At 71.8% G+C, this 25,006-nt stretch carries 23 protein-coding genes; 7 read left to right on the top strand and 16 right to left on the bottom strand.

The window, feature by feature from the left end; genetic code table 11:
* The 9 genes from H3C53_10905 to H3C53_10865 all read right to left on the bottom strand — a co-directional run.
* On the bottom strand, positions 1–160 hold a 160-nt coding region (locus H3C53_10905), incomplete at its 3' end, for a hypothetical protein (protein ID MBW7917175.1).
* A 120-nt stretch (positions 161–280) separates the two neighbouring features.
* Positions 281–1,531: a HipA domain-containing protein gene (locus H3C53_10900; protein MBW7917174.1), complete on the bottom strand. Its 1,251-nt coding sequence runs from the start codon at positions 1,529–1,531 to the stop codon at positions 281–283.
* Positions 1,524–1,763, bottom strand: a complete 240-nt coding sequence (locus H3C53_10895; GenBank protein ID MBW7917173.1) for a helix-turn-helix transcriptional regulator — start codon at positions 1,761–1,763, stop codon at positions 1,524–1,526. Before H3C53_10895 ends, H3C53_10900 begins: the two co-directional genes overlap by 8 nt.
* A 305-nt stretch (positions 1,764–2,068) precedes the next feature.
* On the bottom strand, positions 2,069–2,773 hold the full coding sequence (locus tag H3C53_10890; protein ID MBW7917172.1) for a response regulator transcription factor: 705 nt from the start codon (positions 2,771–2,773) through the stop codon (positions 2,069–2,071).
* Positions 2,774–2,785: 12 nt separating this feature from the next.
* Complete coding sequence (locus H3C53_10885; GenBank protein ID MBW7917171.1) at positions 2,786–3,445, bottom strand: hypothetical protein; 660 nt, start codon at positions 3,443–3,445, stop codon at positions 2,786–2,788.
* A gap of 184 nt (positions 3,446–3,629) precedes the next feature.
* Positions 3,630–4,511, bottom strand: coding sequence for a hypothetical protein (locus H3C53_10880; GenBank protein MBW7917170.1), 882 nt, complete (start codon positions 4,509–4,511; stop codon positions 3,630–3,632).
* Between the two features lie 236 nt (positions 4,512–4,747).
* Positions 4,748–6,274, bottom strand: coding sequence for a prenyltransferase (locus H3C53_10875; GenBank protein ID MBW7917169.1), 1,527 nt, complete (start codon positions 6,272–6,274; stop codon positions 4,748–4,750).
* 70 nt (positions 6,275–6,344) lie between these two features.
* Positions 6,345–6,593 (bottom strand): hypothetical protein, encoded by a 249-nt coding sequence (locus H3C53_10870; GenBank protein MBW7917168.1) that lies wholly within the window; start codon positions 6,591–6,593, stop codon positions 6,345–6,347.
* Positions 6,594–6,627: 34 nt separating this feature from the next.
* Positions 6,628–7,527: a TerC family protein gene (locus H3C53_10865; protein ID MBW7917167.1), complete on the bottom strand. Its 900-nt coding sequence runs from the start codon at positions 7,525–7,527 to the stop codon at positions 6,628–6,630.
* A gap of 285 nt (positions 7,528–7,812) precedes the next feature.
* Between H3C53_10865 and H3C53_10860 the strand changes: the two genes are divergently transcribed.
* Positions 7,813–9,468 (top strand): aminotransferase class V-fold PLP-dependent enzyme, encoded by a 1,656-nt coding sequence (locus H3C53_10860; protein ID MBW7917166.1) that lies wholly within the window; start codon positions 7,813–7,815, stop codon positions 9,466–9,468.
* Here the strand turns inward: H3C53_10860 and H3C53_10855 are convergent.
* Both H3C53_10855 and H3C53_10850 read right to left on the bottom strand, forming a co-directional pair.
* The gene (locus tag H3C53_10855) at positions 9,448–10,839 is read right to left on the bottom strand and encodes a hypothetical protein (GenBank protein MBW7917165.1); all 1,392 of its coding nucleotides are present in this window, start codon (positions 10,837–10,839) and stop codon (positions 9,448–9,450) included. The two genes, H3C53_10860 and H3C53_10855, sit on opposite strands and share 21 nt — an antisense overlap.
* Before the next feature lie 3 nt (positions 10,840–10,842).
* On the bottom strand, positions 10,843–11,496 hold the full coding sequence (locus H3C53_10850; GenBank protein ID MBW7917164.1) for a helix-turn-helix domain-containing protein: 654 nt from the start codon (positions 11,494–11,496) through the stop codon (positions 10,843–10,845).
* A 191-nt stretch (positions 11,497–11,687) separates the two neighbouring features.
* On the opposite strand from H3C53_10850, the gene H3C53_10845 reads away from it, so the two are divergent.
* Entirely contained in the window at positions 11,688–12,425 is a 738-nt protein-coding gene (locus tag H3C53_10845; protein MBW7917163.1) for a GntR family transcriptional regulator, read from the top strand.
* Positions 12,426–12,434: 9 nt separating this feature from the next.
* The gene (locus H3C53_10840) at positions 12,435–12,992 is read left to right on the top strand and encodes a hypothetical protein (GenBank protein ID MBW7917162.1); all 558 of its coding nucleotides are present in this window, start codon (positions 12,435–12,437) and stop codon (positions 12,990–12,992) included.
* 84 nt (positions 12,993–13,076) lie between these two features.
* On the opposite strand, the gene H3C53_10835 is transcribed toward H3C53_10840, so the two are convergent.
* From H3C53_10835 to lysA, 5 genes are all read right to left on the bottom strand, one after another.
* Positions 13,077–13,478, bottom strand: a complete 402-nt coding sequence (locus H3C53_10835; GenBank protein ID MBW7917161.1) for a hypothetical protein — start codon at positions 13,476–13,478, stop codon at positions 13,077–13,079.
* Positions 13,479–13,489: 11 nt separating this feature from the next.
* A complete protein-coding gene (locus H3C53_10830; GenBank protein ID MBW7917160.1) occupies positions 13,490–14,929 on the bottom strand; it encodes an NAD-dependent succinate-semialdehyde dehydrogenase in 1,440 nt (479 codons plus the stop codon).
* 90 nt (positions 14,930–15,019) lie between these two features.
* Positions 15,020–16,930 (bottom strand): right-handed parallel beta-helix repeat-containing protein, encoded by a 1,911-nt coding sequence (locus H3C53_10825; GenBank protein MBW7917159.1) that lies wholly within the window; start codon positions 16,928–16,930, stop codon positions 15,020–15,022.
* 153 nt (positions 16,931–17,083) lie between these two features.
* Positions 17,084–18,985, bottom strand: a complete 1,902-nt coding sequence (locus tag H3C53_10820) for an IPT/TIG domain-containing protein (protein MBW7917158.1) — start codon at positions 18,983–18,985, stop codon at positions 17,084–17,086.
* A gap of 87 nt (positions 18,986–19,072) precedes the next feature.
* Entirely contained in the window at positions 19,073–20,233 is a 1,161-nt protein-coding gene (gene lysA, locus H3C53_10815) for a diaminopimelate decarboxylase (protein MBW7917157.1), read from the bottom strand.
* A gap of 64 nt (positions 20,234–20,297) precedes the next feature.
* Between lysA and H3C53_10810 the strand changes: the two genes are divergently transcribed.
* The 4 genes from H3C53_10810 to H3C53_10795 form a co-directional block, all read left to right on the top strand.
* A complete protein-coding gene (locus H3C53_10810; GenBank protein MBW7917156.1) occupies positions 20,298–20,870 on the top strand; it encodes a hypothetical protein in 573 nt (190 codons plus the stop codon).
* A 62-nt stretch (positions 20,871–20,932) separates the two neighbouring features.
* On the top strand, positions 20,933–21,637 hold the full coding sequence (locus H3C53_10805; protein MBW7917155.1) for a 5'-methylthioadenosine/adenosylhomocysteine nucleosidase: 705 nt from the start codon (positions 20,933–20,935) through the stop codon (positions 21,635–21,637).
* 272 nt (positions 21,638–21,909) lie between these two features.
* Positions 21,910–24,636, top strand: a complete 2,727-nt coding sequence (gene aceE / locus H3C53_10800) for a pyruvate dehydrogenase (acetyl-transferring), homodimeric type (protein MBW7917154.1) — start codon at positions 21,910–21,912, stop codon at positions 24,634–24,636.
* 21 nt (positions 24,637–24,657) lie between these two features.
* Positions 24,658–25,006: hypothetical protein (locus H3C53_10795; GenBank protein ID MBW7917153.1), on the top strand; the 349-nt coding region annotated here is incomplete at its 3' end.

Here is a 25,006-nt window from a genome sequence, read left to right as displayed (position 1 = left end):
CCTTGAGGATCGCCTGGTCTGGCAGGGCGGTCGCCGTCCTGGCTAGGAAGCGCTCCATCATGGTGCGTTTCAGGAGGCGGCTCAGGTCCTTATCCGGATGCTGGGTGCGGAGGTTGGCCGCCAGGGCGGCCCTGAAGGCGGCCGCGTCGTCGTACCGCATCTCGGCGGCCTTCCGTGGTCCACGCCGGCCGTCGTTTCAGCTCCGGGTGGCGGGTGCGGGGGATGAGGTCCAGGTAGGCGGCCAGCCGTGCGGAGTCGGGTGCCAGCGCCGCGACACGGTTCAGCTTCGCTGCTCGCCCGTTGGCGGGCCGGTCGCACGGCCCTTCAGGAGGTTCTGCGCGAAGCGTGAGATGTCGGCTGTCAGTCGCGGGTAGGCTCGTGGGTGCGGTTTCTCCTGGGGAGCGGTCTCCAGCACTGTCTCGAGCACCGCGTCGATGGTTGGGCCAGGGTCGGCGAGGCCCCAGGTGAGGGCTTCCTCGATGAGGTGGGCCCGTGTGATGTGCGCGTGGCGGTACTCGCCGGCGACCGCGAGCGCCATCTCCCCGTCGTTCCGTTGGTGCGCTTGCGGTACGAAGTCGTAGGCCGGGGCGAGCTCCACGGTTCCCTCTGCGAGGTGAAGGAGGGAGAGGTTCTTCGCGTGCATATCCAGGTTGCCGACGGCGGCGGCTAGCGTCACCATTCGGAGGAGGACCTCCAGGCTCGTGGGCTTCGGGCACTGTTCTAGCAGACGCGCGATGCGCGTCAGGCCGACTTTCCCGCCGTAGCGTTGATACTTCTCGTGGCCACTCGCGCCGAGGGCCTGGTTGAAGTCCTCCTGATGGATCCGGGCTTGTGGTGCATCGGGGGCGCGGTCGTAGCGTTCGATGACCAGCGCGGGCACGCCGGCGAAGCCCTGGACCCACGTGCGGTACGGGATCAGCCCCACGGCACGAGCGAGGCGGGCGCCGTACTCCTCGTCGTAGATGACGGTGGGGAGGCCCTCGGGCACGGGCTTGAGGATGTGGGTGGAGGGATGGCCGTCGAGGGCTCTGTGCCAGCCTTCCGAGGTGTGCGTCAGGACGATCTTGTCTTGCACCCCGGCCAGCGACGACTTGCCGCCCCGGGGTTTGTTGCCTAGCGGGAAGGTCTGCACGTTCTCGAGCAGTCCTGCCACCCCGGCTTCGTCGAGCGGTTCGAGCCTCGGTTGGTGGGGTTCGCCGGGTTCGTCCGGGTCCCAGATCTGAAGGGCCCCGGCGACGTCGCGGCCGTAGCGGCGGAGCAGGCCGATGGTGTCGCTCTCGGGGACGTTCGCTTCCTGGGCCAGGCGCTTCAGCATGCGGCCTTCGGGAAGCAGCTCCTGGAAGAAGTTGCGGCGTCTCTGCTTGTGCGCTCGCGTGGGCACCAGCGCCAGCGGGACGGCGACCGACAGTATGGGGCTGTCGATGCCGAATGTCATCACGGCGCTCGGTTCGAACTCCAGGTCGAACGTGCGCCAGTCGCCCTTCAGCGTGCCGATGCGGGTGCCGTACAGTTCTACGGCCAGGTCAGCCATGCTTCTCGGGCGATCTGATGGTGGCGGAGAGCTCGACGTCGACTTCGCGCATCATGGCGAACAGCCGCGCCATGAAGATGGAGGGTTTGCCGGCCTCGATCTCCCAGATGTAGCGTTGCGTGGTGCCAAGGCGCTCGGCGAGCTCGCGTTGGCTCAGGCCCCTTAGCAGGCGGGCCTGTTGCAGTATCCTTCCCAGCGACTCGGCGCTGGTGACCTTGCCTGTGAACTCCATCCACGCCTCCTGACTACCAGATCGTAGTCATCATAGGCGACTACTAAAAGGTAGTCAAGCTCGCTGACTACGAAATAGTAGTCAGGGTTGCCGCCGATCGAAGCATGCTGGGTTCCGTTGGGGCTGGTTCCTCCGGCAGGCGAGGGTCAGGGCCGCTTCGCGCGGGCCACGGTTGGCATCCGACATGCCTCGGCATCTCTCACCGGCGGATCGTCTTCGGTCGGTGCCCTAGAGGTAGGTAGATCCGGTTCGCGCGTTACTACCGCTGGTGACGACCCGGCCCACTCCTGCCCTCGGTTGCGCCTTCACTCGCCCATGCCGGCCGCTCGCGCCTTGCGCGCCGCGTCGTTGCGGCTCGTCACCTCGAGCTTGCCGAGGATGTTCGACACGTGGTTGCGGACCGTCTTGGGCGTGACCCGAAGGAGCCGCGCGATCTCCAGGTTGTGGAGGTCGCGGGCGACGAGCGTGAGCACCTCCCGTTCGCGGGGCGTCAGTTCCGGGAAGGGGACGGCGAACCCCGCGCCCGGGAAGGCCGCGAAGAAGTGCCGGAACCGTTCCACGACGGCGTGGCCGAAGAACGCCTCGCCGTTGGCCGCCGCCTCGATGGCGCGACCCAGCTCGGCCTTGCTGGCGCCCTTGAGGACGTAGCCCCTGGCGCCGGCGCGCAGCGCACGGAAGACGGAGTCGTCGTCCGCGAACATGCTGACGATGACCACCGCGGTGCCTGGCCTATCGGCGACGATGCGTGCGGTCGCCTCGGCGCCGCTGAGTCCGGGCAGGCGGGCGTCCATGAGGACGACCTGCGGGCGCAACTCGCGCGCCATCGCCACCGCCTGGGCGCCGTCGTGCGCCACGCCGACGACCCGGCAGCTCGGTACGGTGCCGACCAGCAGCGCCAAGCCTTCCAGGAACAGTTCGTGGTCGTCCACGACGAGCACCGTCGTCTGTCCCTGGCCGGAGGGTCCCTTGCCCCGCGGCTCGTGGGACGGGCCGGGATCGAACCTCGGCATCTGTCACACCTTTCATCGCTGGCGGGGGGTGCGGACGGGCGGCAGCGCCCGGCGCGGCAGCGGCAGCCTGATGGACAGGGCGGAGCCCCCCGACGGCAGCCGGTGCAGGCGCATCTCGCCACCCAGCGAGCGCGTAGACCCCCGCAGGTTCCTCAAGCCGAGCCCGCGCCGGGTGGGTGGGCCCGGCGGGTGGTCGTGCGCTATCCCCTTGCCGTCGTCCTCGACCTCGAGGCTCACGTCGGTCGCGCCGAAGCGCAACCGCACCTCGCACCTCGACGCCTCCGCGTGGCGGGCCACGTTGGCCGTGCCCTCGAGGACGGCGCGATAGAGGAGATCCGAGAGGGGCAGGGGCGGTTCGACGGGGGCGCCGGAGACGGTGAAGTCGATCTGCAGGCCGGGCCGTTCGGTGCGGGCGCACGCCATGCTCGCGGCGGCCACGAGCCCGTCGGTGGCGAGGGGTTCGGGCGGCTCGCCGTGGACGATGCGGCCGAGCTCGGCGACCAGGGCGGCCGCCTCCAGGCGCAGCTCCGCGAACTGCGCGCGGAGCGCGGCGTCGGCAACGGCGGCCTCCACCACCTCGAGGCGCATCGCCAGGTTGGCCAGCGCCGGACCGAGCCTGTCGTGAAGCGCGGCACGCAACGCCGCCTCCCCGTTGACGGGGCTGGCGGGCACGACCACCGGGTGGCGAGGGCGGCGAGACTGACGACGCGGTGGACGGATGTTGGAGCTGTCCCCCATGCTCGCACCTGTCCTTCGTGTTCCGGCATCATAGCGCATCGAGGCGAGGAGCGAGGTGCAACCCGACCCCCGCTCCTCGCAGGTGGCGCGCGCCGCGCTACCGAGCAGCCGGGAACCCTCAGCCGTACCGCAACAGGTGGTTGAGGCCGCCTGCGGGTCGCACCGACGCCGACTGGTGGTCGGTGACGGTCCGGCCGACCCACTTGCCGGCCGCCAGGTCCAGGGTCACGTAGATCGTGCTGCCGGGCGCGACCGGACCCGCCACCGACGTCTTGTCGTACGGCTTGCTCAGCCCCGGCTGGCTGCCGTCGAGGTAGGCCTGCAACTCCGCGGCCGTCCTGTTAGGGAGGAGCCTATAGAGCTTCACGAGGTGCACGCGGCTGCCCCTGTTCGTTATCGCCCAGAGGTTCTTGCCGGCGGCCACCGAGGTGGAGCTCCCGACCGAGGCGTCCGACACCGTCAGGTTGTGAGACGGGAACGGCGCCCCGGCGGACTCGCCGCCAGGCGTGGCGTGGAAGGTCGCGAAGCTCGCCCCGCCCGGATCGCCGGCGGGCGTGGCGGCCACGGCGTAGTCACCCAACGCGAAGTCGACGAACAGCGCCGCGGACTGGTGCGGCGAGACGCTGCTGGTGCCGACGGGCACGGCCAACGCCGCCATGCGCTGGAGCGCCGGCGCCGTCGGGGCGCCGCCCTGGATCGCCTCGTGAAGCGCGATGCTGGCGGCCGAGAAGTCTGCCAGGCTGGTGCCAGGCAGCAGGCGGTAGATGTCGAAGGTCACCTTCGTGGCGCCGTGGTTCTTGAGCTCCACGGACCTGAAGCCGAGGCCGGCGACCGTCTGCGGCGCCTGCACCCGGCTGCCCGTGTAGGCGGCGCTGACGCTGCCTTGCGCCTGCGCCACGGTGAGCGCGGCCAGTAGTAGACAGGCCACCGCCACGACCCTGCCCAGCCGCTTGTTGGCGTGCTCGACTCGTTCACCCGATACGTACGACCGACCGTTCATCTTGCACCTCCGGCCGCATGGTGTACGGCCCGGCGTCCCGGCGTCATGGGGCGTTGCGCCCGGACGGGTTCGGGACCGCGGGCGGGACGGGCGCGCCGGCGAGGCGCGCGAAGGCCGTCGTGGACGCTTCTGCGACCGCCGGCGTTCGGCCCGACCCCGACGGGACCTGGGCGCGACCTGCGCCCGGCCCGGGCGCGCGCGGAGGCTGGGGCGCCCTCCGGGCGGGCGGCCGGCGCTCAGCGCGAGCGGAAGGCCACCCTGAACTCCTCCATGACGCGCCGCTGCCGCTCGATGTAACGCCACACCCAGAGGACGAGGAGCAGCGAGGCGGCGAGGAAGGCGAGCGGCACGACCAGGCCGAGAGGCGCGAGCAGCAGCGCGAAGACGAGCAGCAGGCCGGTGAAGAGGTGCGCGATCGCGGTGTGACCGTTGCTGGGGGCGAGGTCGAAGGCGCCCGCGTCGTGGAAGCGCTGGGCGTACCTGATGGCCTGCACGGCGAACGGCAGGGACAAGAAGGCGAAGTAGATGGCGTACGGTGCGTGGCCGAGGAGGGGCAGCGCCGCGATGATGCCGTAAGCGAGGGCGAAGCCGCCGATGAGCGCGTCCTTGGCGCGCCGCGTCCCGAGGCGCACCACCAGGGTCCGCTTGCCCGTCTTGGCGTCCGACTCGGCGTCGGCGAACGAGTTGACGAGGAGCACGTTCGTGATGAACAGCGCGACCGGCAGCGACACGAGGACCGCCTGGAGCGAGTAGGCGCCCGTCTGGACGTAGTAGGTTCCGAGGGCCATGCCGACGCCGTACGTGGTGGCGATCAGCAACTCGCCCATGCCGGGCGCGGCGTTGATGAGCGAGAAGCCACCCTGCTGGTTGGTATAGAAGAGTCCGGCGACGACGCCGTACAGGACGAGCGGCAGGAGGCCCCAGCCGCTGACGATCACGAGCGCCAGCCCGATCAGGCCGGCGGCGAGGCTCAGCGCGAGGCCCCAGAAACCCATCTCGGCGCGCGAGACGAGCCCAAGCTGGATGACGCGGGAGCCGCCGCTGAAGGGCCGCAGCGCGGAGCGGTTGTCCAGGTCGCGCTCGGCGTCCTTCCAGTCGTTGATCATGTTGGTGCCGGCCTGAACCATGAGCCCGGCCAGGAGGGTGAGGACGAAGAGGCCGGGCCGCAGGGTGCCCGTGGCGGCCACCGCCAACGCGCCGCCCACCAGGATGGAGACGAGCGACGCCGTGAGAGAGAGGGGCCTGAGCGCCGTGAGGTAGGCCCGCGCCTTCGACATCAGGTCGTCCCACGCGCTCGTGCGCGCGCGGTTCGCGGGGAAGTCGAAGAGGGTGGGCGCCTGGCCCTGCAGGATCTCGGGCACGAAGCGGTACTTGACGGTGAACGGCCGCACGCGGATGAACTCGAGCCGGTCGAGGGCGCCCTGCTGCTCCATCTGCGCCACGATCGGTGAGCGGTCGCGCAGCAGGGCGACGGCCTTGGGGCGGTCGCGGTCGGGCACGATCTCGGCGCGCCCGATGATCTCGCACTCCTCCATCTCCATGAACTTGTCGCCCTGGTGGACCAGGAGCGCCGTCTCGGGGATGTTGCGCCACTGGACGATCTTCGGGTCGCCCTTCATGCTCGTCAGGTAGACGTCGAAGTCGTCGTCGGCCGCGAAGTGCATCATGCGTTGGCGCGGCGACCCCATGTTGGAGGTCCCCACGGCCGCCACCTCGGCCCGGCCGAGGTACTCCAGCACCTGCTCTTTCGTCCGCTGTGCCATCGTCCTACGCGCCTCCACTCCTCGTCTCGCGCCCGCTCCGCGCGGCCGCTCCGCCTAAGACCCTACCGCGCTAGGGGCCGAGTAGCAGGCCGTTGGTCGACGCTCCACAGAGCCCGGCGGCGCTGGCCTGGCTCAGGAGCCGCGCGAGCGCGAACGTGACCGGCCGCGCCGACTCGTTCACCAGGGCTACGGCGTGGTAACCCTCGCCGGCGAACACCTGAGGGACCTCCAGGCGCCCGTCGACGACCGTGGCCGTGAGGTCGGCCGCCGCGAACGCTGCTCCGGGCAGGAGCGCACAGGTCGCCGCAACGGTTGTCACAAGGTCGCGCCTGAGCGCCACGCCGGCGCCGGCCTCAGCTGGGCGGCAGGGCGCCCCCCTCCGTCGGTCCCGCCGGGCGCCCCCAGACCAGCGATGCCACCACGCTCACGATGAGGATGGCGACCACCACCGCCAGCGACACGAGGCTGGGGATGTGCAGCACGTCGAGGAGCAGCATCTTGGCGCCGATGTAGACGAGGATGAACGCCAGCCCCGTCTTCAGGTAGACGAAGCGGTGCACGACGTGCGCCAGGAGGAAGTACATCGAGCGCAGGCCGAGGACCGCCATGATGCTGGCGGTGAAGACGATGAAGCCGTCGGTGGTGACGGCGAAGATGGCGGGGATGGAGTCCACGGCGAACAGCAGGTCGGTGAACTCGATGACGACGAGCACCAACAGGAGTGGCGTCGCCATGCGCACGCCGTCCTTGACGGTGAAGAACTTCTGACCGTCGTACTCGTGGGTGACGTGCATGACCCTGCGCACCAGGCGCAACGCCGGGTTCTTCTCGAGGTCCTGTTCGCCGTCGTCCTTCTGGAACAGCATGCGCCCGCCCGTGAACAGCAGGAAGGCCCCGAACAGGTACAAGATCCAGCTGAACGCCTGGATCAGCGCCACCCCCACGACGATCATGATGCCGCGCAGGACCAGCGCCCCGAGGATGCCCCATAGCAGCACCCGCTGCTGGTACTTGAAGGGCGTCTTGAAGTAGGTGAACACCAGGACGAAGACGAAGATGTTGTCGACCGACAGGGACCACTCGAGGACGTAACCGGTGATGTACTGGATGGCCTTCTCGGGACCCAGCCAGAAGTGGAAGCCGAGGCCCAGCAGGAGCGACAGGCTGACCCAGGTGGCGGTCCAGAACGCTGCCTCCTGCGGTTTCACTACGTGCGCCTTGCGTTGGAAGAGCCCCAGGTCGATGGCTAGCATCACGAGGACGAAGCCGATGAAGGCGCCCCACGCCCATAGCGGTTCGGTCACGACGACCTCCCGTTAGGGTCTCGCCTTCGCGCGCGCCACCGGGCCGCCGTTGACGACCGTGTTGACGATGACGCGCTCCCGGGGACGGGCGGCTACTCCCCCTCAACGACTGACAACTCTACCCTAGCGGCCGCGTGCGTGTAACCTGACCTCGGCCGCTCGGGTCCGGTCGGCGCGCCGAGGTGGCGCCGTCGCCACGCTCCGGGCCTCCGCCGGGCGGCCGGGAGGCGGAACATGACCGCAGCGCCGACTGCTCGCCGACTCACCATCCACGAACTGCGCCGGGACGTCATCGGCGAGGGTTCCCTCGCCACCACCCCGTTCGGGGCCCGGCGCCTCACCTACGCCGACTACATCGCGTCGGGCCGGCCGTTGCGGTCCGTCGAGACGGCCTTGGCGCGCAGCGTGCTCCCCCTCTACGCGAACTCGCACACCGAGGACAGCGCGACGGGAGCGCACGTCACCGAGCTCACGGAGCGGGCGCGCGAGTACATCAAGCGGTGCCTGGGCGGGTCGGGCACCCACAAGCTGATCTTCGCCGGCACCGGCGCCACGGGCGCACTCAAGCGGTTGCAGGAGATCCTGGGCGTCAGCGTGCCGCCGCGGTTGCGGGAGCAGGTCCTCGCCGTCCTGCCGCCCGCCGGGCGGTTCGTGGTCTTCGTGGGGCCATACGAGCACCATTCGAACGAGGTGTCGTGGCGGGAATCCCTGGCCGAGGTCGTCAGGATCCCGCTCGCCGCCGACGGCACCCTCGACCTGGCCGCCCTCGAGCGGGCCCTGACCGACCCGCGCTACCTGGGCAGGCCGCGGCTGGGCTCGTTCTCGGCCGCCAGCAACGTCACCGGCCTCAAGACCGACGTGCGCGCCGTCGCAAGGCTGCTGCACTCCCACGACGCCAAGGCGGCGTTCGACTACGCCGCGGCCGGACCCTACGTCGGCGTCGACGTCCGCGAGACGGCGCCCGGCGCGAGCGATGGCCTCGACGCCGTCGTGCTGAGTCCGCACAAGTTCCTGGGCGGTCCGGGGTCTCCCGGGCTGCTGCTCATGGAGGCGGGCCTCTACCACCTTTCAGCGCCGACGACGGCCGGCGGCGGAACCGTCACCTACGTCAGCCCCGCCACACACCGCTTCGTCAGCGACGTCGAGTCCAGGGAGGACGCCGGCACCCCCGGGATACTCCAGAAGCTGCGGGCGGCCATGGCGTTCAGGGTGAAGGAGCGCGTCGGGGTCGACGTCATCGAGGAGAGGGAAGCGCGCTTCATCGGTCGGGCGCTGGAGCGGCTCTGCGCCAACCCCAAGGTCGAGGTGCTCGGCAACGTGACGGCGCCGCGGTTGGCCGTCGTGTCGTTCCTGCTGCGGCCGAACGGTCGCTACCTGCACCCGCGCTTCGTCGTCCGCCTGCTCTCGGACCTGTTCGGCGTCCAGGGGCGCGCGGGTTGCTCGTGCGCCGGCCCGTACGGACACGACCTGCTGGGCATAGGCGACGAGGAGTCGCTCCGCTACCTCGCCCAGGTCGAGGCCGGTTACGAGGGCCTCAAGCCCGGCTGGAGCCGCCTGAGCTTCCACTACCTGCTCGACGACGCGGAGTTCGAGTTCCTGCTGGCGGCGGTGGAGTTCCTCGCCGAGGAGGGGGATGCCTTCCTGCCGCTCTACGATTTCGACTGGGAGTCGGGAGCGTGGCGGCACGGCGGCGAGAGGGAGGCGCCGGCGGCCGGCTTCGCGCCGGAGGAGTGGGAAGCGGTGCCCGAGACGCGGGGTGGGCGCGAGGAGGAGTACGCCGCCTACCTGGCCGAGGCGAAGCGCCTCGCCGCCGAGCTGCGCGCCGCCCCACCGCCCGCACGGGACCGCGGCACCCGGGCGGACACGCGGCTAGCCTTCTTCCAGTACTGAGGGCGGGGCGGCCTGTGGTGCCGCCTCCTCCCGGTGCTCCCCCCGCACCTGCCACGCCAACCAGCCGACCTGAACGAGGGTGGCGACGACGAACGCCACCATCGCGGCTGGGAGCGCCGTGAACCGTTGGCTAGCGACTCCCGCCGCCAGCAGCGCCGTGCTGACCACCAAGAAGACGACCATCGAGGCGCCGATGGCCCGCGTGCGGCGGGCGTGCACCGCCACGCCCTGCACGAGGTTGCGCGCAGCGTCGAGCGCGGGCCACACCAGCGCCCACCCGAAGCCGACCACGGCGAGCGCCGTCAGGTCGGGCCCGAGGCCGGAGAGCGAGCCGAACCAGAAGGGGGCGAGGGGCGTGAACGCCACGCCGGCCGTGACCACGAGCAGGGCCGCCGCCAGCAGCGCCGTGAAGCGCCTGAGCGTGGCGTAGGCGGCCGGCCGGTCGAGCAGCGCCACCACCACCTCGTTGAGCGCGAAGCCGACCGAGCGAAGCATGAAGAGCAGGCCGTTCACCACGGGCCAGACCGCCAGGGACGCGAGCGCGCCCGGCATCCGCGCGATGGCCGCGCTCCCCACCGGTTGGACGAGCAGCGACAGCAGGCTCGTCAGGACCAGTGGCAGGTAGAAGGCGAGGAACGACCGGAGCGTGAGCGGGGTGGCGAGCGCCGCGGCCCGCGGCAGCGTCACCCGGGTGATGGGCCGGGCCGCCCAGGCGCTGTAGAGCGCCTCGACCGTCACTCCCACGGCGATGGCGACGGTGGCGGCCACTATGCCTGTCGCACCCGCCCCGAAACCGACGGCCGCGGCGGCCGCGCTCACCGCGAGCAGGCGCAGCACCGTGCCGACGCTCACGTGATGCGAGCGCCCGAACCGGATGAGGAGGCCCTGGTGGTAGCGGCGGTACCCGATGGCCCAGGTCCAGGGCAGCATGATCTTGAGGCCGAGGCGCGCCGGCTCGGCGACGCCGGCCGGCGGCCCGAGCAGCGGCAGCACGACGGCGTCGAACAGGGGCGTGAACGCGAGCAGGGCGTGCAGCGCCGTCAGCGCGGCGCCGGTGATCATCATGAAGCGGTAGATCAGGGCGCTGGAGGCGGCGTCCCTGGCCAGCGCGACGCTGGCCGCGAGGAGCATGATGACGGGCGCCTCGATGATGAGGGCGAGCGGGAGCACGACCCCGCCGTAGGCCGCCAGGTGAACCTCGGGGTCCGCGAGGCGAGCCATGACCGCGCTCACCACCGGCGCCTCGAGGCCCATCACCAACCAGCTCGCCGCCAACGGCAACCAGGTGCTCGCCACCTCGCCGAGGCGCAAGGGCGTCACCGGTTCGTTCGGCCGGGGCGTGCCCGTCCCGGGGCGCGGGTCGGTGCTCACGGGTCAGCGGAGGGCGAAGACGCAGGCCGCCTTGCCGTCGGTGATGCAGGAGAGCTGTTGCACGTCCTCGCCGAGCAGGGCGGCTAGGAGGACGTGGTCGTAGCGGCACACGGCGGGGCTGCTGCGCGCCAGCTGGTGGAACACGCAGTTCACGGCGCGCAGGCGCCCCTTGGCGTCGACGTGCGCCTCGTAGCCCAGCTCGCTGAGGATGGCCGCCACCTCCGTCAGGCGCTCCGCGCCGGCCTTGCCGCTCAGGCGCGGCGCGAGCTCGGCGGCGAGGTCCTCCGCCATCGTAACGAGCATGCGCTCGAGGCCCTCCTCGCCGTAGAGTTCCCGCACCGTGCGCAGCATGTCGTCGGCCAGGCGCGCGTAGCTGCGTGGGAACAGCTCGAGGGCGGTCTCCGTTAGCGTGTAGGCGCGGCTCGGCCGCCCTCCGGTGCTGCGCTGGCCCGCGACGCGCAGCAGGCCGTCGCGCTCCAGGGCGGTGACGTGCTGCTGGACGGCGGTGCGCGTGACCGCCAGGGCCTCCGCGAGCTCCTCGACCGTGCGCCCGTCCTGGCGCCGCCGCATGACCTCGCCCAGCAGGCGCCGGCGCGCCTCGGAGAGGTTGGCGCCCACCGGCAGGGGCGGTTGGGGTGAGTCGGCAGGCTTGGTCATGGTCGGACGGGCGGGCGTCGGGCCCTCGCGGCGCATCATGGCACGCTCCGCGCGGCGGAGGGGGCGTGGGTGGACGGTCGGGCGCGCCAGGGTCTCGCCATGCGATATCGTGGCTGCGGCCACGACAGTCGTAGGCGAGCGAGCACCCCGTGCCCGCGGGCCTGACGCGGGCCGGAAGAAGGTCGGGGGAGATGACCACCAAGCTGATGCGGGTCTATGGAGCCTTGCGGGAAGAGATCCTTGACGGCCACCTCGCGCCGGGCGAGCGCCTGATTCTTCACGACCTCGCCGCGCGCCTCGGCGTCAGCCCCATCCCCGTGCGCGAGGCGCTGCGGCTGCTCGAACGCGACGACCTGGTGGAGATCCAGCCGCACACGCGGGTCGCCGTCAAGGCGCTGCCGCCGGAGGAGGCGCTGTGGGCGGCCGAGCTGAGGGGCGTTCTGGAGCCGGTGGCCGCCAGGGACGCCGCCGAGCGCGTGGGCGACCACGACCTGGCCAACGCCGCTCGCGCCCTCGCCGAGTTGCGGCTCTGGCTCGAGACGGATCACGCGCCCGGTTACCTGGCGAGCTACGCGGAGTTCCACGACGTCGTGCTCGCGGCCACGCCCAACCGGCGGCTGGCGCGCGCCGTGACCGAGCTTCGCTTGGTGAGTCGGCGCTTCCGCGCGGTGTACCGCGAGGAGTCTCTGGCGCGCGGTACTGAGCGGGACCTGACGGCCGTGTACCAGGCGCTCGAGGCTCGCGACAAGGGGGCCGCCTTCGCGTCCATGCGGACCCACTGCCGGCGCTCCCTCGCCCATCTGCGGGAGCGGCTCGCTGGGGCCGCGGCGTCGGTGACCCCTGCGCCCGGGGCGGAGCGTGGGGGCGGGACCCGACGGCGGCCCACCGACCACGCCCAGCAGTTGGACCCGCTCATCAAGCTCTGGTAGCCTGCCGCCATGTCGCTCAGGTCGGAAGCTCGCAACCTGCCCAGCGCGCGCGCCCGGCGGCGCCTCGCGCTCGGCGTGGCCGCCCTCGTGGCGTGGTCGCTCGTGCTGGCCGGATGCGCGCCGGCGGTGGTGGGCGGCAGCGCCAACACGCCCGTGACGCCCGGCCCGAACGGCGTGGCCGTGGCCCAGGGCGGCAGCTACTACCTCAGGTTCGACCTCGACATGGAGCAGCTGGGCCTCGCGCCCCGCGACCTCCAGGCCACGTTGTGGGTCCCTTCCGGGTACGCGTCGGAGGTCGGGGACGTGACCGCCATGTTCGGCATGCACGACGCGACCGTCGCCGCCGGTTGGCGGCTCGAGCTGGTCCAGGTCAAGGCGGAGCGGGCGACGGTCACGACGAGCGCCTCGTTCGGCCGCACACGCGTGGATCACACGCTATGGGCGGTCGTCAGGGTCGACGTCCCTACCGGCATCGTGCCGGGGCCGTACCGCTTCAGGGCGACGCTACAGACGAGGTCCGGCAGGGCGGTGCCGCTCGCGGCCACCCTCACCGTCGCCGCCGACTGAACGGCGGGTCAGGGCACCGCGGCGGGCCAGGTCCGGCAGGGCGGTGCCGCCCGCCGCGACCGTGAGGGTCGCCTGGTCACCGGCTCAGAGGTCCACGCCTTCACGCGCCACGCCGCTGAGCCGCCACTCCCCCGCGTGGGGTCCGTGGCGCGCCACGGCCACCGCGAGGATGAACGTCGCCGGCGGCTCGCCCGCAGCGGCGGAGCCGGTCGCGACCAGCGTGCCGCGGGCGCTGTCGCCGATCCGCTCGACCGCCGCCAACCGGACCTCTCCTGCGAGCAGGAGCGGCAGGAAGCGGTCGTTCCCCAGCGCCCGCGCGAAGTGCTGTTCGGCGCCGAAGGCGCCGCGCAGCCGCTCGGAGGCGCGCGCGTAGAAGGCCGCGGCCGTGGCCTCGCCTGCGCCGGCGGCGGTCGTCAGCTCCAGCAGGAGCGCGCGGGCACCGTCCGGCGGCGCGGCCGCCTCGGTGCCGCCCGTGGCGCGTTTCACCGCCTCTTCCCTCAGGCCGGGCCGAGGCCCAGCGAGACGTACTTGACGCTCAGGTACTCCTCGATGCCCCACGGGCCGCCCTCGCGGCCGATGCCCGACTGCTTCACACCGCCGAACGGCGCGTACGGCGCCGACGGCACCCCGTCGTTCACGCCGACGATGCCGTACTCGAGCGCCTCGGAGACGCGGAAGGCGCGCGCCAGGTCGCGGGTGTAGACGTAGGCGGCGAGGCCGTACTCGGTGTCGTTGGCGAGGCGGACGGCCTCGGCGTCGGAGTCGAACGCCACGATCGGGGCGACCGGGCCGAACGTCTCCTCGCGCAGCATCAGCGCGTCCGGCGCCACGTCGGTGAGCACGGTCGGGGGGTAGTACAGGCCGCCCGCGGCCTTGCCGCCCGTGGTGACGCGGGCACCGCCGGCGACCGCGTCGGCCACGTGGCGCTCGACCTTGGCGACGGCCTGCTCGTCGACCAGCGGTCCGATGTCGGTGGCGGGGTCGAGGGGGTCGCCGACAACCAGGCGCTCGGCCGCGGCGGTGTAGCGCGCCGCGAACTCGTCGACGAGGGAGCGGTGCACGTACACGCGGTTGGCGCACACGCACGTCTGCCCGGCGTTCCTGAACTTGCTGGCCATCACCTGCGCGACCGCGACGTCGAGGTCGGCGTCCTCGAAGACGAGCGACGGGGCGTGGCCCCCCAGCTCGAGCGAGATGCGCTTCACGGACGCGGCCGCCTGGGCGTATAGGAGCCGGCCGACCTCGGTGGAGCCCGTGAAGGTCAGCTTGCGGACGCGCCGGTCGGCGATGAGCGGCCCGGCGACGGCGGCGGGGTCGGCCGTGGGTAGGACCTGCAGCGTGCCGGCCGGGCCGCCGGCCTCGAGCCACAGGTCGGCCAGGAGGAGCGCCGAGAGCGGCGACTGCTCGGCCGGCTTGAGCACGAAGGTGCAACCGGCCGCCAGGGCGGGCGCCGCCTTGCGCGTGACCATCGCCAGGGGGAAGTTCCATGGCGTGATGCCGAACGCCGGCCCGACGGGCTGGGGTACGGCCAGCAGCCGCTTGTCGGGGTCCTGGCCTGGGAAGAGGTCGCCGTAGACCCTCTTCGCTTCCTCCGCGTACCAGCCGACGAAGCCGGCGGCGTAGCGGACCTCGCCCCGCGACTCCTTGAGGGCCTTGCCCATCTCGCGCGCCATCGTGGTCGCCAGGACCTCCTCGTTGGCGAGGATGAGGTCGTGCCAGCGTGCGAGGAGGGTGGCGCGCGCGAAGGCGCTGGTCGACCGCCAGGCGAGGAACGCCTCCCAGGCGACGCCGGCCGCCTGGGAGGCCTCGGCCGCGTCGCAGTCGGCCGCGTGCGCCAGGACGGCGCCGGAGGCCGGCTCGACCACGGGGAACGTGCGTTCGGCCGTGCGCCAGGCGTCCGTCAGGTACTTGCCTTGCAGGCTCTTCACGTCTCTCATGCCCCGAGTCTAGCGCCGGGCCCGGCGCGACGGCGCGGGCCGGAACCCCCACGGTTCCGGCCCGCGCCGCTCCGCCTCAGCGGGGCGGGGTCAGGGGAGGGTGATGGGGGCGATCTGCAGGACGCTCGGGTCGGCCGGGTTGGTGGCCGTAACGTAGGTCGCGACCGTGGCCGCGCTCGTGTTGGTGCCCCACACGTTGCGCGTCGCGTCGAGGTCCGACAGGGTGGCCGCCATGTTCGTGAGCGTCGCCGCCTTCGGAGCGGCGTCGATGGGGAAGCCGAAGCGGTTGTCGTTGATGCGGACGGCGAAGGGTTCGCGCGCCACGTCGGCGTTCGCTTGGAGGGCGAGCGCGTTGAGGAAGCCCGTGAAGACGTTGTCCGTGGCCCTGAAGTCGACCGCGGACTCGTGCTCGGCCTGCATGACCGTCAAGGCTGTGCCGGCGGAACCGACGCCCGTGAAGGTGTTGCCCGTCACGGTCGTGCTCGGCTGGTTCCCGCCGAACACGGAGCCGCCCGCGCTAAGGAACGTCACTTCGTTGTCGCTGAACGTCGTGACCTGCGTGCCGGAGCCGGCCGAGACCAGGCTGGCCGTGGCGATGCCGGTGGCGCCCACCGTGAAGTCGTTGCCGGTGACGGTGAGGAGCGCGGCGAACTCGGACGGGTTAGTGAAGGCCACGCCTCGGTCGCCTCGGATGTGGTTGCCGGCGAGGCTGATCTCCCCGGCCCCGAACATCACCACCAGTTCGCCTTCGTCGTCCGCGTCGGCCGTGTCGGCGTCCGTCGCCGTCAGGCTGCTGTCGGTGACCGTGACGTTGGCCATGAGGGGCACGGCGGAGCCCAGGAAGCCGCCTCCGGCTCCCACCATGATGTCGCGGTCCACGGCGTGTAGGGTCGAGGAGGTTATCTCCAGGCCTCGCGCGCCGATGACCTGCAGCGGGCCCGAGGCGATCCCGTCGATCGTCAGCTCCGAGGACCTGACGCGCGCCTGGCCGAAGACGGAGGCGACGCCTCCCATGGCGGCGCTCAGGGTCGAGTCCTCGATCGTGATGTCGCCGCCCGTGGCGAGGAGGAGCATGAGGCCGCTGGTGGCGCCGGCCGTCGTCACGCGCGTGAGGGTCACGTCGCCGCCGTAGAACCTGGGCGGACTCGTCAGCGTGGCCGTGGCGAAGAAGGCAGGGGGCGCGCCGCCGCCGGGGCGGAGGACGACGTCCCTGAGGTCTAGCGAGCCGCCGACGGAGTCCTGCGCCGTCAGGTAGGCCGGCGTGGCCCTGGCGAGGTCCGCGAGGTCCGGGAGCTTCGCGGCGCTCGTCAGGGCGTCGAGGGCCCCCGGCGTCGCCGCCATGGAGCTTCCTGCCGCCGCCAGCGTGGTGAGCGGGCTCGGCACGACGCTCGCGCCGGTGAGTTCCAGCGTCAGGTCCGCCATGACGAGGTCGTAGCCGTCGTCCCCGTAGAAGTAGAGCATGCCGGGCGTGCCGGAGCTACTGAGAGTGGTGGAGGCCGAGCCGCGCCCGTAGAGGCTCAGGTTGTCGAGAACGAGCTCTGGCGACGAGGCCTCGAAGCGGCCGGTGCCGAGCCTGACGGCCGTTCCGCGCGGCAGCGCGAGCGCGGCGAGCTCCTCGAGCGTGCCCGCCGGGAAGTCGACGCCCACGAAGAGGGTGGTGGTGAGGGTAACGCCGCCGGTGGTCACCTCGACGACCTGCGGCCCCTGCGGCGCGCCGGCGGGGACGGTCGCCTCGATCGCCGTCGGCGTCCAGCTGGTCGTGGTGGCCGTCACGCCGCCCACCGTCACCGTGCCGCCGCTGCCGAGGTTCAGGCCGGTGAGGGCGAGGGGCGCGCCGATGGCGGCCACCTCGGTCGCCGCGGCCAGGCCCGACGGGGCGGGGGGCGGGCCGCCACCGCAGGCGGCGAGCAGCAGGGTCGCGCCGGTCAGGAGCGCGCCGGTCAGGACCGCTCCGGCGAGGGGTCGGCCCCGGCGAGTCCAGGCAAGGTGGTTGAAGATCACGTTCGCACCTCCTGGCCGTCAGGCTAGGAGTCTCGCGTCCACCGCGCAGATGAAAAATGCACTCGGGTCGGCCGCTTGGCCGGCAAGTGAAGACGGGGCGGGACCGGGCCGTCAAGGCCCGGTCCCGCCCCGCCGGCGGGGTCGGTCAGGAGGTCAGGGCAGCGTCAGGGGCGCGACCTCGAGGACGCCGGCCTCGGTGGTGCCGAGCGCCGTGACGTAGCCGGCCACGGTGGCCGCGTCGGTGTTGGTGCCCCACACGTTGCGCGTCGCGTCGAGGTCCGACAGGGCGACCGTCATGTTGTCGAGCGTGGCGGTCTTGGGGGCCGCGTCGATGACGAAGTCGAAGACGTTGTCGTTGATGCGGGCCGTGAACGGCTCGCGGTCGACGGCCGAGTCGGCCGCGAGGTGCAGGGCGTTCGCGAAGCCCGTGAAGGTGTTGCCCGTCGCCTCGAAGTAGACCGCCATGTCGGCGCTGCCCTGCTGTACCGTCAGCGCGGTGCCGCTGCCGGATCCCGTGACCGTGTTGTTCGTGAACGAGGTGACGCCGCTGGGGCCGACCGCCTCGATCTCGAAGCCGACGACGCCCTCGCTCAGGAACGTGATCGTGTTGCCGTCGAGTTCCGACACCTGCATCGGCCCGCCGACCAACCCGAACCAGGCCGAGGCGATGCCCGCCTTGCCGGCGGTGACGGTGTTGGCGGCGAACGTGACGGCGAGGGAGCCCGGCACGACCGCCTCAACCCGCATCCCGCGATCGGCCTTGAAGATGTTGCCCGTCACGGTGGCCGTGCCCCTCCCGAGGCCGAGCGTCAACTCGCCGAGGTCGTCGGCGTCCGCGGGGTCCTCGTCGGTGACGCTGAACGTGCTGTCCGTGACCGTGAAGTCGGCTGCCAGGTAGCTTCCGCCGAGCGGCGTGTAGCCGCTCGCCACGACCAGGTCGCCGTCCTTGACGGAGAAGTCCGAACCGGTGAGTTCGATGCCCCGCATCCCCGTGAGCATCAGACCCTCGGACATGGTCTCGAGGCCGGCGCTTAGGGTGGAGGCGTCCACCGCTACCGTGCCGCCCATCGACATCAGCATCGCACCCCCGACCTGGAGGCGGCTGGCGGCGATGTCGAGGTCGCCGCCGACCCCGCCGTAGAGGACGAGGTCGTTGTTGGCGGCGGTCACGCCGCGCAGGCGGAGGTCGCCGCCGTAGAACTCGGGCACGCCGGAGAACCCGGGGAGCGTCGCGAGTATGCCGCCCGGCGCGCCGGGGACGGGCGTGATGTTCACGTCGCGCAGCTCGTAGGAGCCGTCGGCCGCCGCCAGCGTCGTCACGGGCGTCGCCTGGAGGGCCGTCAGCAGGTCGGCCGGACCGGTCGCGGACAGCAGGGCCGCCGACAGGTCTGGGTCGGTGGCGAGGGAACCGGGCGCGACGAGCGGGGTGGCGGTGATCGCCGTGAAGCCGGTCTCCAGCGTCAGGTCGGCGAGCACTAGGTCGTAGCCGGCGTCAGCGTTCAGGTAGAGCGGGTCGGGCCAGGCTGGGCCGGCCACGGTCGTGGCGGCGGCGCCGCGACCGTAGAGGCTCAGGTTGTCGAGGGCCAGTTCCGGCGTGGCGGCGGCGAAGCGGCCGGCACCGAGCCTGACGGCCGTGCCCCTGGGCAAGGCGAGGGCCGCCAGCTGTTCCAGCGTGCCCGCCGGGAAGTCGACGCCAACGAAGAGAGGAACGGACTGCGTGACGCCGCCGGTGGTCACCTCCGCCTGCTGGGGTCCCTGAGGCGCTCCGGTGGGGACGGTGACGGTGATCGAGTCAGGCGTCCAGCTGCTCGCGGTAGCGGGCACGCCGCCGATGGTCACGGTGCCGCCGGTACCCAGGTTGGCGCCCGTGAACGTGACGGTCGCGCCGGAAGCCGCGATGTCGGTGCTGGCGGTCAGCCCCGACGGTGCGGGCGCGGGGCCCCCACCGCAGGCCGCTAGGGCGAGCACGAGGAGCGCCGCGAGCGCGGTCGCGCCGACGGATCGGTGGTAGCTCGTGCGAGGACGAGGGCAAGGAGAGGAAGGGAAGGGGGACAAGGTTGCACCTCCTGAGCGGCCAGGTTAGGCCAACCCGCCGTCAGGCGGAAACAGAAAACCGCACAGGGTCGTGGCGCGCGCCTCAGTTCAGTGGTCTTGCTCCAGCCGCCAGAGGTCCTCTGGCACCTCGCGCCGGCGGGTCAGGTGCGTGGCGCCGCCGGCGACGACGACCTCGGCCGGCCGCAAGCTGGAGGCGTAGTTGGAGGCCATCGCGAAGCCGTACGCCCCCGCCCACCCGACTGCCAACAGGTCGCCGGGCCGGACCTCGCCCAGGTCGGCGTCGCGGGCGAGCCGGTCGGCGTTCTCGCACAGGGGTCCGTCGACGTCGGTCGAAGGGCCGCGGTACGGCGCCGCGGCGGCCAGGCTCCTTACCGGATGGGCCGCGCCGTAGAGCGCCGGCCGCAGCAGGTCCGCCATGCCCGCATCGGCGATCACGTGGCGGCGGGCCGACTCCTTGACGTGGAGGACGGTGGTGAGGAGGGTGCCGGCCTCCGCCACCAGGAGGCGGCCGGGCTCGAGCATCAGCCGCACGCCGCGACTCGACGCGAACGCCCGGTAGGCCGCGGCGAACTGCGCCAGCGGGGGGTCGGGCACGGCGAGGCCGCCCCCCACGTCGGCGTACTCGAGGTCGGCGAACTCGTCGTGGAGCGGCTCCAGGGCGGCCACCACGAGCCCCGCCACGGCCGGGTCGGCGAGCATGGAGCCGGCGTGGACGTGGAAGCCGGCCAGGCGGCCGGTGGCCGCGACGCTCCGCGCCAACCGCCTCGCCGCCGGGAGCGGCTCCCCGAACTTCGACTCGGGAGCGGCGGTGGCCAGGTGGTCGTGCGTGTGCGGGTCGAAACCGGGGTTGAGTCGAACCAGGAAGCGCGTGGTGGGCGCGTCGACCGCGCGCCAGAGCTCCCAGGCGCCCTCCGAGTCGAGGCTGACGAGCCCGACGCCCGCCCGAGCCGCCCGCTCGGCGAGGGCGGCCGTGTGGCCGGGTCCACCGAGGACGACGCGCTCGGGCGCGAAACCTGCCCTGAGGGCGCGCTCGAGCTCGCCGAGCGTCAGGGCCTCGGCCCCGACCCCCAGGTCAGCCAGGTGGCGGAGCAGGGCGCCGTTGGCGTTCGCCTTCACGGCGTACCGGATCTCGGCGCCCGGGAAGGCGCCCCTCACCGCCGCGACGCGGGCGCTCACCAGGTCGAGGTCGTAGACGTAAGTCGGCGTGCCGTACTCGGCCGCCACGGCGCGCAGGATGTCGTCGGTCATGGGTGGCGAGAGCCTAGCACGGGGGCGTGGGGTCGGCTCGACGCCCGCCCGGTAGACTAGCCGCATGAACCGACAACTGCGCAGGGCGCAGGCGAAGCTCGACGAGAAGGCCGAGAAGGAGAAGAGCAAGAAGCGCCAGGCGCGACGGGCGCGCATCGACGCGATCCGCTCGCGGCGGAGCAGCCGACCGACGACCGCCGCGTCCAAGGGCCCTGCCGGCCCCGACCTCAGGCAGGTCAACGTCAAGGCGCTGACGCCGGAGCAGCGGCGCAAGCTGCCCGGCCGCTTCTCCGGGGCGCTCATGATCGCGACGGTCTTCTTCATCGTCCTGCAGGCCGCCGTGCCGCCGGAGGAGAGCTCGGTGGTGACGAGCCTCACGGGTGCCGGCTTCTTCCTGCTGTTCGGCTACTTCTCCGTCCTGTTCCAGCTGCGCCAGGGGCGCCCCAACGCCATCACCATGACGCTGGTGACGGGCGCGGCGCTCACGCTCGGCGTGCTCGCGACGCGCTTCTTCGGGACGGCCACGGGCCTCGACCTGAACTTCGTGATCCTCGTCCTGGTGGGAGCGGCGGGCGTCGTGGGCGGCGCCTACCTGGGGCGTCTCGTCTTCTACGCGGCCCCGCCGCAGCGGCGCTGACGGTGGCGCCGGCGGCGGCCGGCGGCGTGCCCGCGGTGCCGCGCACGGCGGTCATCGGGGCGATGGCCGAGGAGGTCGCGCTGCTGCGGGCCTCCATGCACGAGGCGGCCAAGGGGAGCGCCGGGCCGTTCACTTGGTCAGAAGGTGAGCTCTGCGGGGTGCCCGTCCTGCTGGCGGAGTGCGGCATCGGCAAGGTGAACGCGGCGGCGTTGGCGCAGGCGCTACTGAGCGCGGGCGCGGAGCGCGTGGTCTTCACGGGGGTGGCCGGCGCCGTCGACCCGCGCCTCGGGGTGGGCGACGTGGTGATCAGCGTCGACGCGGTTCAGCACGACGTCGACGTCACGGCGCTCGGTTACGAGCCTGGCGAGGTGCCCGGCTCTGGTCGTGTGTGGAGCGCGGATGGCGCCCTGCGCGCCGCGGCCGCCGCGGCGGCGCGCGAGCTGCCGGGCGTGACGGTCTTGGAGGGGCGCGTGGCGTCGGGCGACCGGTTCGTCGCCGACGCCGGCCTGGTGGCAAGCCTGCGTACCCGCTTCCAGGCGGCCTGCGCCGAGATGGAGGGGGCGGCGGTGGCGCAGGTGTGTGCCGCCTGGGGGGTGCCGTTCGTCATCGTGCGTAGCATCTCCGACTCGGCGGATCACGGCGCCAAGGTGGACTTCAGGGAGTTCACGGCGCTGGCGGCAGCGCGCGCCGATGCGGTGGTGCGGGGGTTGTTGCGGCGCCTGGCGGCGGAGTCATCACGGCCCGGCATCGACCCGGCTTCTGGTTAATCGATTAACCAGAAGTTACTCGATCCGCTGTCCGCTGGCGTATCATGGAGGAGTCATGAGCGGCCGGGCGCAGCAGCCACCGTCAGCGCACGCGGAGCGCACGCCCGGTCCGAACGAGTCGCAGGGAAACGCCCCCTTGGGGGCAGGCAACACCGAGAGGCGCCCTTCTAGCGGTCGATACTACGAAGAGCCCGAGGCTCGAGCGTGGAGCGGCCCGCCGCAGGCGGCCCCGAAGCAACTACCGTGCCAGTGCGCGCGAGAGGACAGTGGAGATGGCAGACGTCTTGGATCGCTTGCTTGATCTGGACCGCTCACAACTAGGGCCCGACGAGCTGGCGGAACTGAACGCGGTCGAGATGAAGGAGTGGCTCGAGTCGCTGGATTACGTGTTGGCCAGCGGCGGCGCCGACAGGGTCATCGAGATCCTCGACCGCCTCGAGGCCCACGCCGAGAAGCACGGCATCAGGCTGCCGTTCGAATCGGACACCTCGTACGTGAACACCATCCCGGTCGAGGAGCAGCCGGAATACCCCGGCGACCTCGAGCTGGAGCGCAAGATCACCAACCTCATCCGCTGGAACGCCATGGCCATGGTGGTCCACGCCAACAAGGACTCGCCCGGCATCGGCGGCCACATCGCCACCTACGCCTCCGCCGCCATCCTCTACGAGGTCGGCTTCAACCACTTCTTCCGCGGGCCGGGCAAGGGCCCAGACGCGGACCTCGTCTACTTCCAGGGGCACGCCAGCCCCGGCTTCTACGCCCGCTCCTACCTCGAACACCGCTTCGACGACGCCAGGATGCTCAACTTCCGGCGCGAGCTGCAGGCCACGCCGGGCCTCTCCTCCTACCCGCACCCGTGGCTCATGCCAGACTACTGGAGCTTCCCCACCGTCTCCATGGGCCTCGGGCCCATCACCTCCATCTACCAGGCGCGCTTCCGCCGCTACCTCGAGGACCGCGGCCTCTACCCGAAGGGGAGCGGCAAGGTGTGGGCCTTCGTCGGTGACGGCGAGACGGACGAACCCGAGACGCTCGGCGCCATCCGCGTCGCGTCGCGCGCCAAGCTCGACAACCTGATCTGGGTCCTCAACGCCAACCTGCAGCGCCTCGACGGGCCCGTCTTCGGCAACGGCCAGATCATCCAGGAGCTGGAAGGCATCTTCCGTGGCTCGGGTTGGAACGTCATCAAGGTCGCCTGGGGCAGCGCCTGGGACGACCTCCTCAAGCGCGACGCCCAGGGCGTGGTCGTCAAGCGCTTCGAGGAACTCGTCGACGGCGAGTCGCAACGCTACGCGGCGTTCGGCGGGCCCGAGTTGAAGGAGCGCTTCTTCAACACGCCGGAGCTCAAGGAGCTCGTCAAGGACTGGAGCGATGACGACTTCGCCAAGCTGAACCGCGGCGGGCACGACCCGGTCAAGGTCTACGCCGCCTTCGACCGCGCCACCAAGCACGAGGGCCAGCCCACCGTCATCATCGCGCGGACCGTGAAGGGTTACGGCATGGGCTCGGCCGGCGAGGCGCAGAACATCACCCACCAGCAGAAGAAGCTGGACGAGAACGAGATGCGCGCCTTCCGCGACCGCTTCAACCTGCCCATCAGCGACGAGGACATAGTCGACAAGCCGTTCCACCGGCCCCCCGAGGACAGCCCCGAGCACCAGTACCTCGTCAAGCACCGCGAGGCGCTCGGCGGCTTCCTGCCGGCGCGCAGCGTCAAGGCCGCGCCGCTCGCCCCGCCGCCGGCCGACTCCTTCGAGGAGTTCATGACGCCCAGCTCCGGCCACGCCGTCTCCACCACCATGGTGATGGTGAACGTGATGCGGCGGCTACTGCGCGACCCGAACTGGGGCAAGCTGGTCGTGCCGATCGTCCCCGACGAGGCGCGCACGTTCGGCATGGAGGCGTTCTTCCGCCAGATCGGCATCTACTCTCCCGTGGGTCAGCTCTACGAGCCCGTCGACAGCGCGCACCTCATGTACTACAAGGAGTCGCGCGACGGCCAGATCCTCGAGGAGGGCATCACCGAGGCGGGCGGCATGGCGTCGTTCATCGCGGCCGGCACGGCCTACGCCAACTACGGCGTGAACACGGTGCCGTTCTACCTCTACTACTCGATGTTCGGCTACCAGCGCGTGGGCGACCTCATCTGGGCCGCCGGCGACAGCCACGCCAAGGGCTTCCTGGTCGGCGCAACCGCCGGTCGCACCACGCTCGCCGGCGAGGGGCTGCAGCACCAGGACGGGCACTCGCACGTCCTCACCTACCCGGTCCCCAACCTGATGTCCTACGACCCGACGTTCGCTCACGAGCTGGCCATCATCGTGCGCGAGGGGCTGCGCCGCATGTACCAGGAGCAGGAGGACATCTTCTACTACGTGACGGTCGGGAACGAGAACTACCCGCAGCCCGGCGCGCCGTCGCACCTCTCGCGTGAGCAGCTCGAGGACGGCGTCCTCAAGGGCATGTACCTGTTCCGGCCCGCCAGCCGCAAGCGCAGCAAGTTGCACGCCCAACTGTTCGGCAGCGGCAGCATCATGAACTGCGTGTTGGAGGCCCAGGAGATCCTCGAGCGCGACTACGGCGTGGCCGCCACCGTCTGGAGCGTGACCTCCTACAAGGAGCTCCACCGCGACGCCCTCCAGGTCGAGCGGTACAACCGCCTCAACCCCGACCAGCCGCAGCACCGGCCGTACGTCGCGGAGCTCCTCGCCGGCGCCAAGGGCGTGTTCGTGGCGGCGTCCGACTACATGAAGATCCTCCCGGACGCGCTCGCGGCGCACCTGCCGCGCCCGATGGTCTCCCTCGGCACCGACGGTTACGGGCGCAGCGAGGCGCGCGAGGAGTTGCGCGACTTCTTCGAGGTCGACGCCCGCCACATCGTGTTCGCCACCCTCACGGCCCTGGCCCGCGACGGCCTGGTCGACAAGCAGACGCTGCTCACCGCCCGCCATGACCTCGACATCCACCCCGACAAGGCCGACCCCTACGTCGACTGACCTGCCTGAAAGGAACCGTCCGTGGCTACCGAAGTAAGACTTCCTGACATCGGCGAGGGCATCGAGAAGGGCACCGTCGTCGGCGTCCTGGTCAAGGTGGGCGACACCGTCGCCAAGGACCAGCCCCTCGTGGAGCTCGAGACCGACAAGGCCGTCGTGGAGATCCCGTCGTCCGCCGGCGGCGTCGTCAGCAAGATCAACGTCAAGGAGAACGAGGAGGCCGCCGTCGGCTCCGTGCTGATCGTGGTCGAGGAGGAAGGGGCGGCGGTCGCCTCCGCGGAGACGCCGGCCAGCGCGCCGCCCGCGACCGCGCCGGCCGCGACCCCACCGGCCGCGACCGCGCCGGCCGCGACCCCGCCTGCGCCGGCCC

It is taken from the genome of Trueperaceae bacterium (genome assembly GCA_019454765.1).
Lineage (GTDB): Bacteria > Deinococcota > Deinococci > Deinococcales > Trueperaceae > JAAYYF01.
Note: the sequence above shows the minus strand (reverse complement) of the source record. Positions and strands in the feature narration are given on the sequence as shown.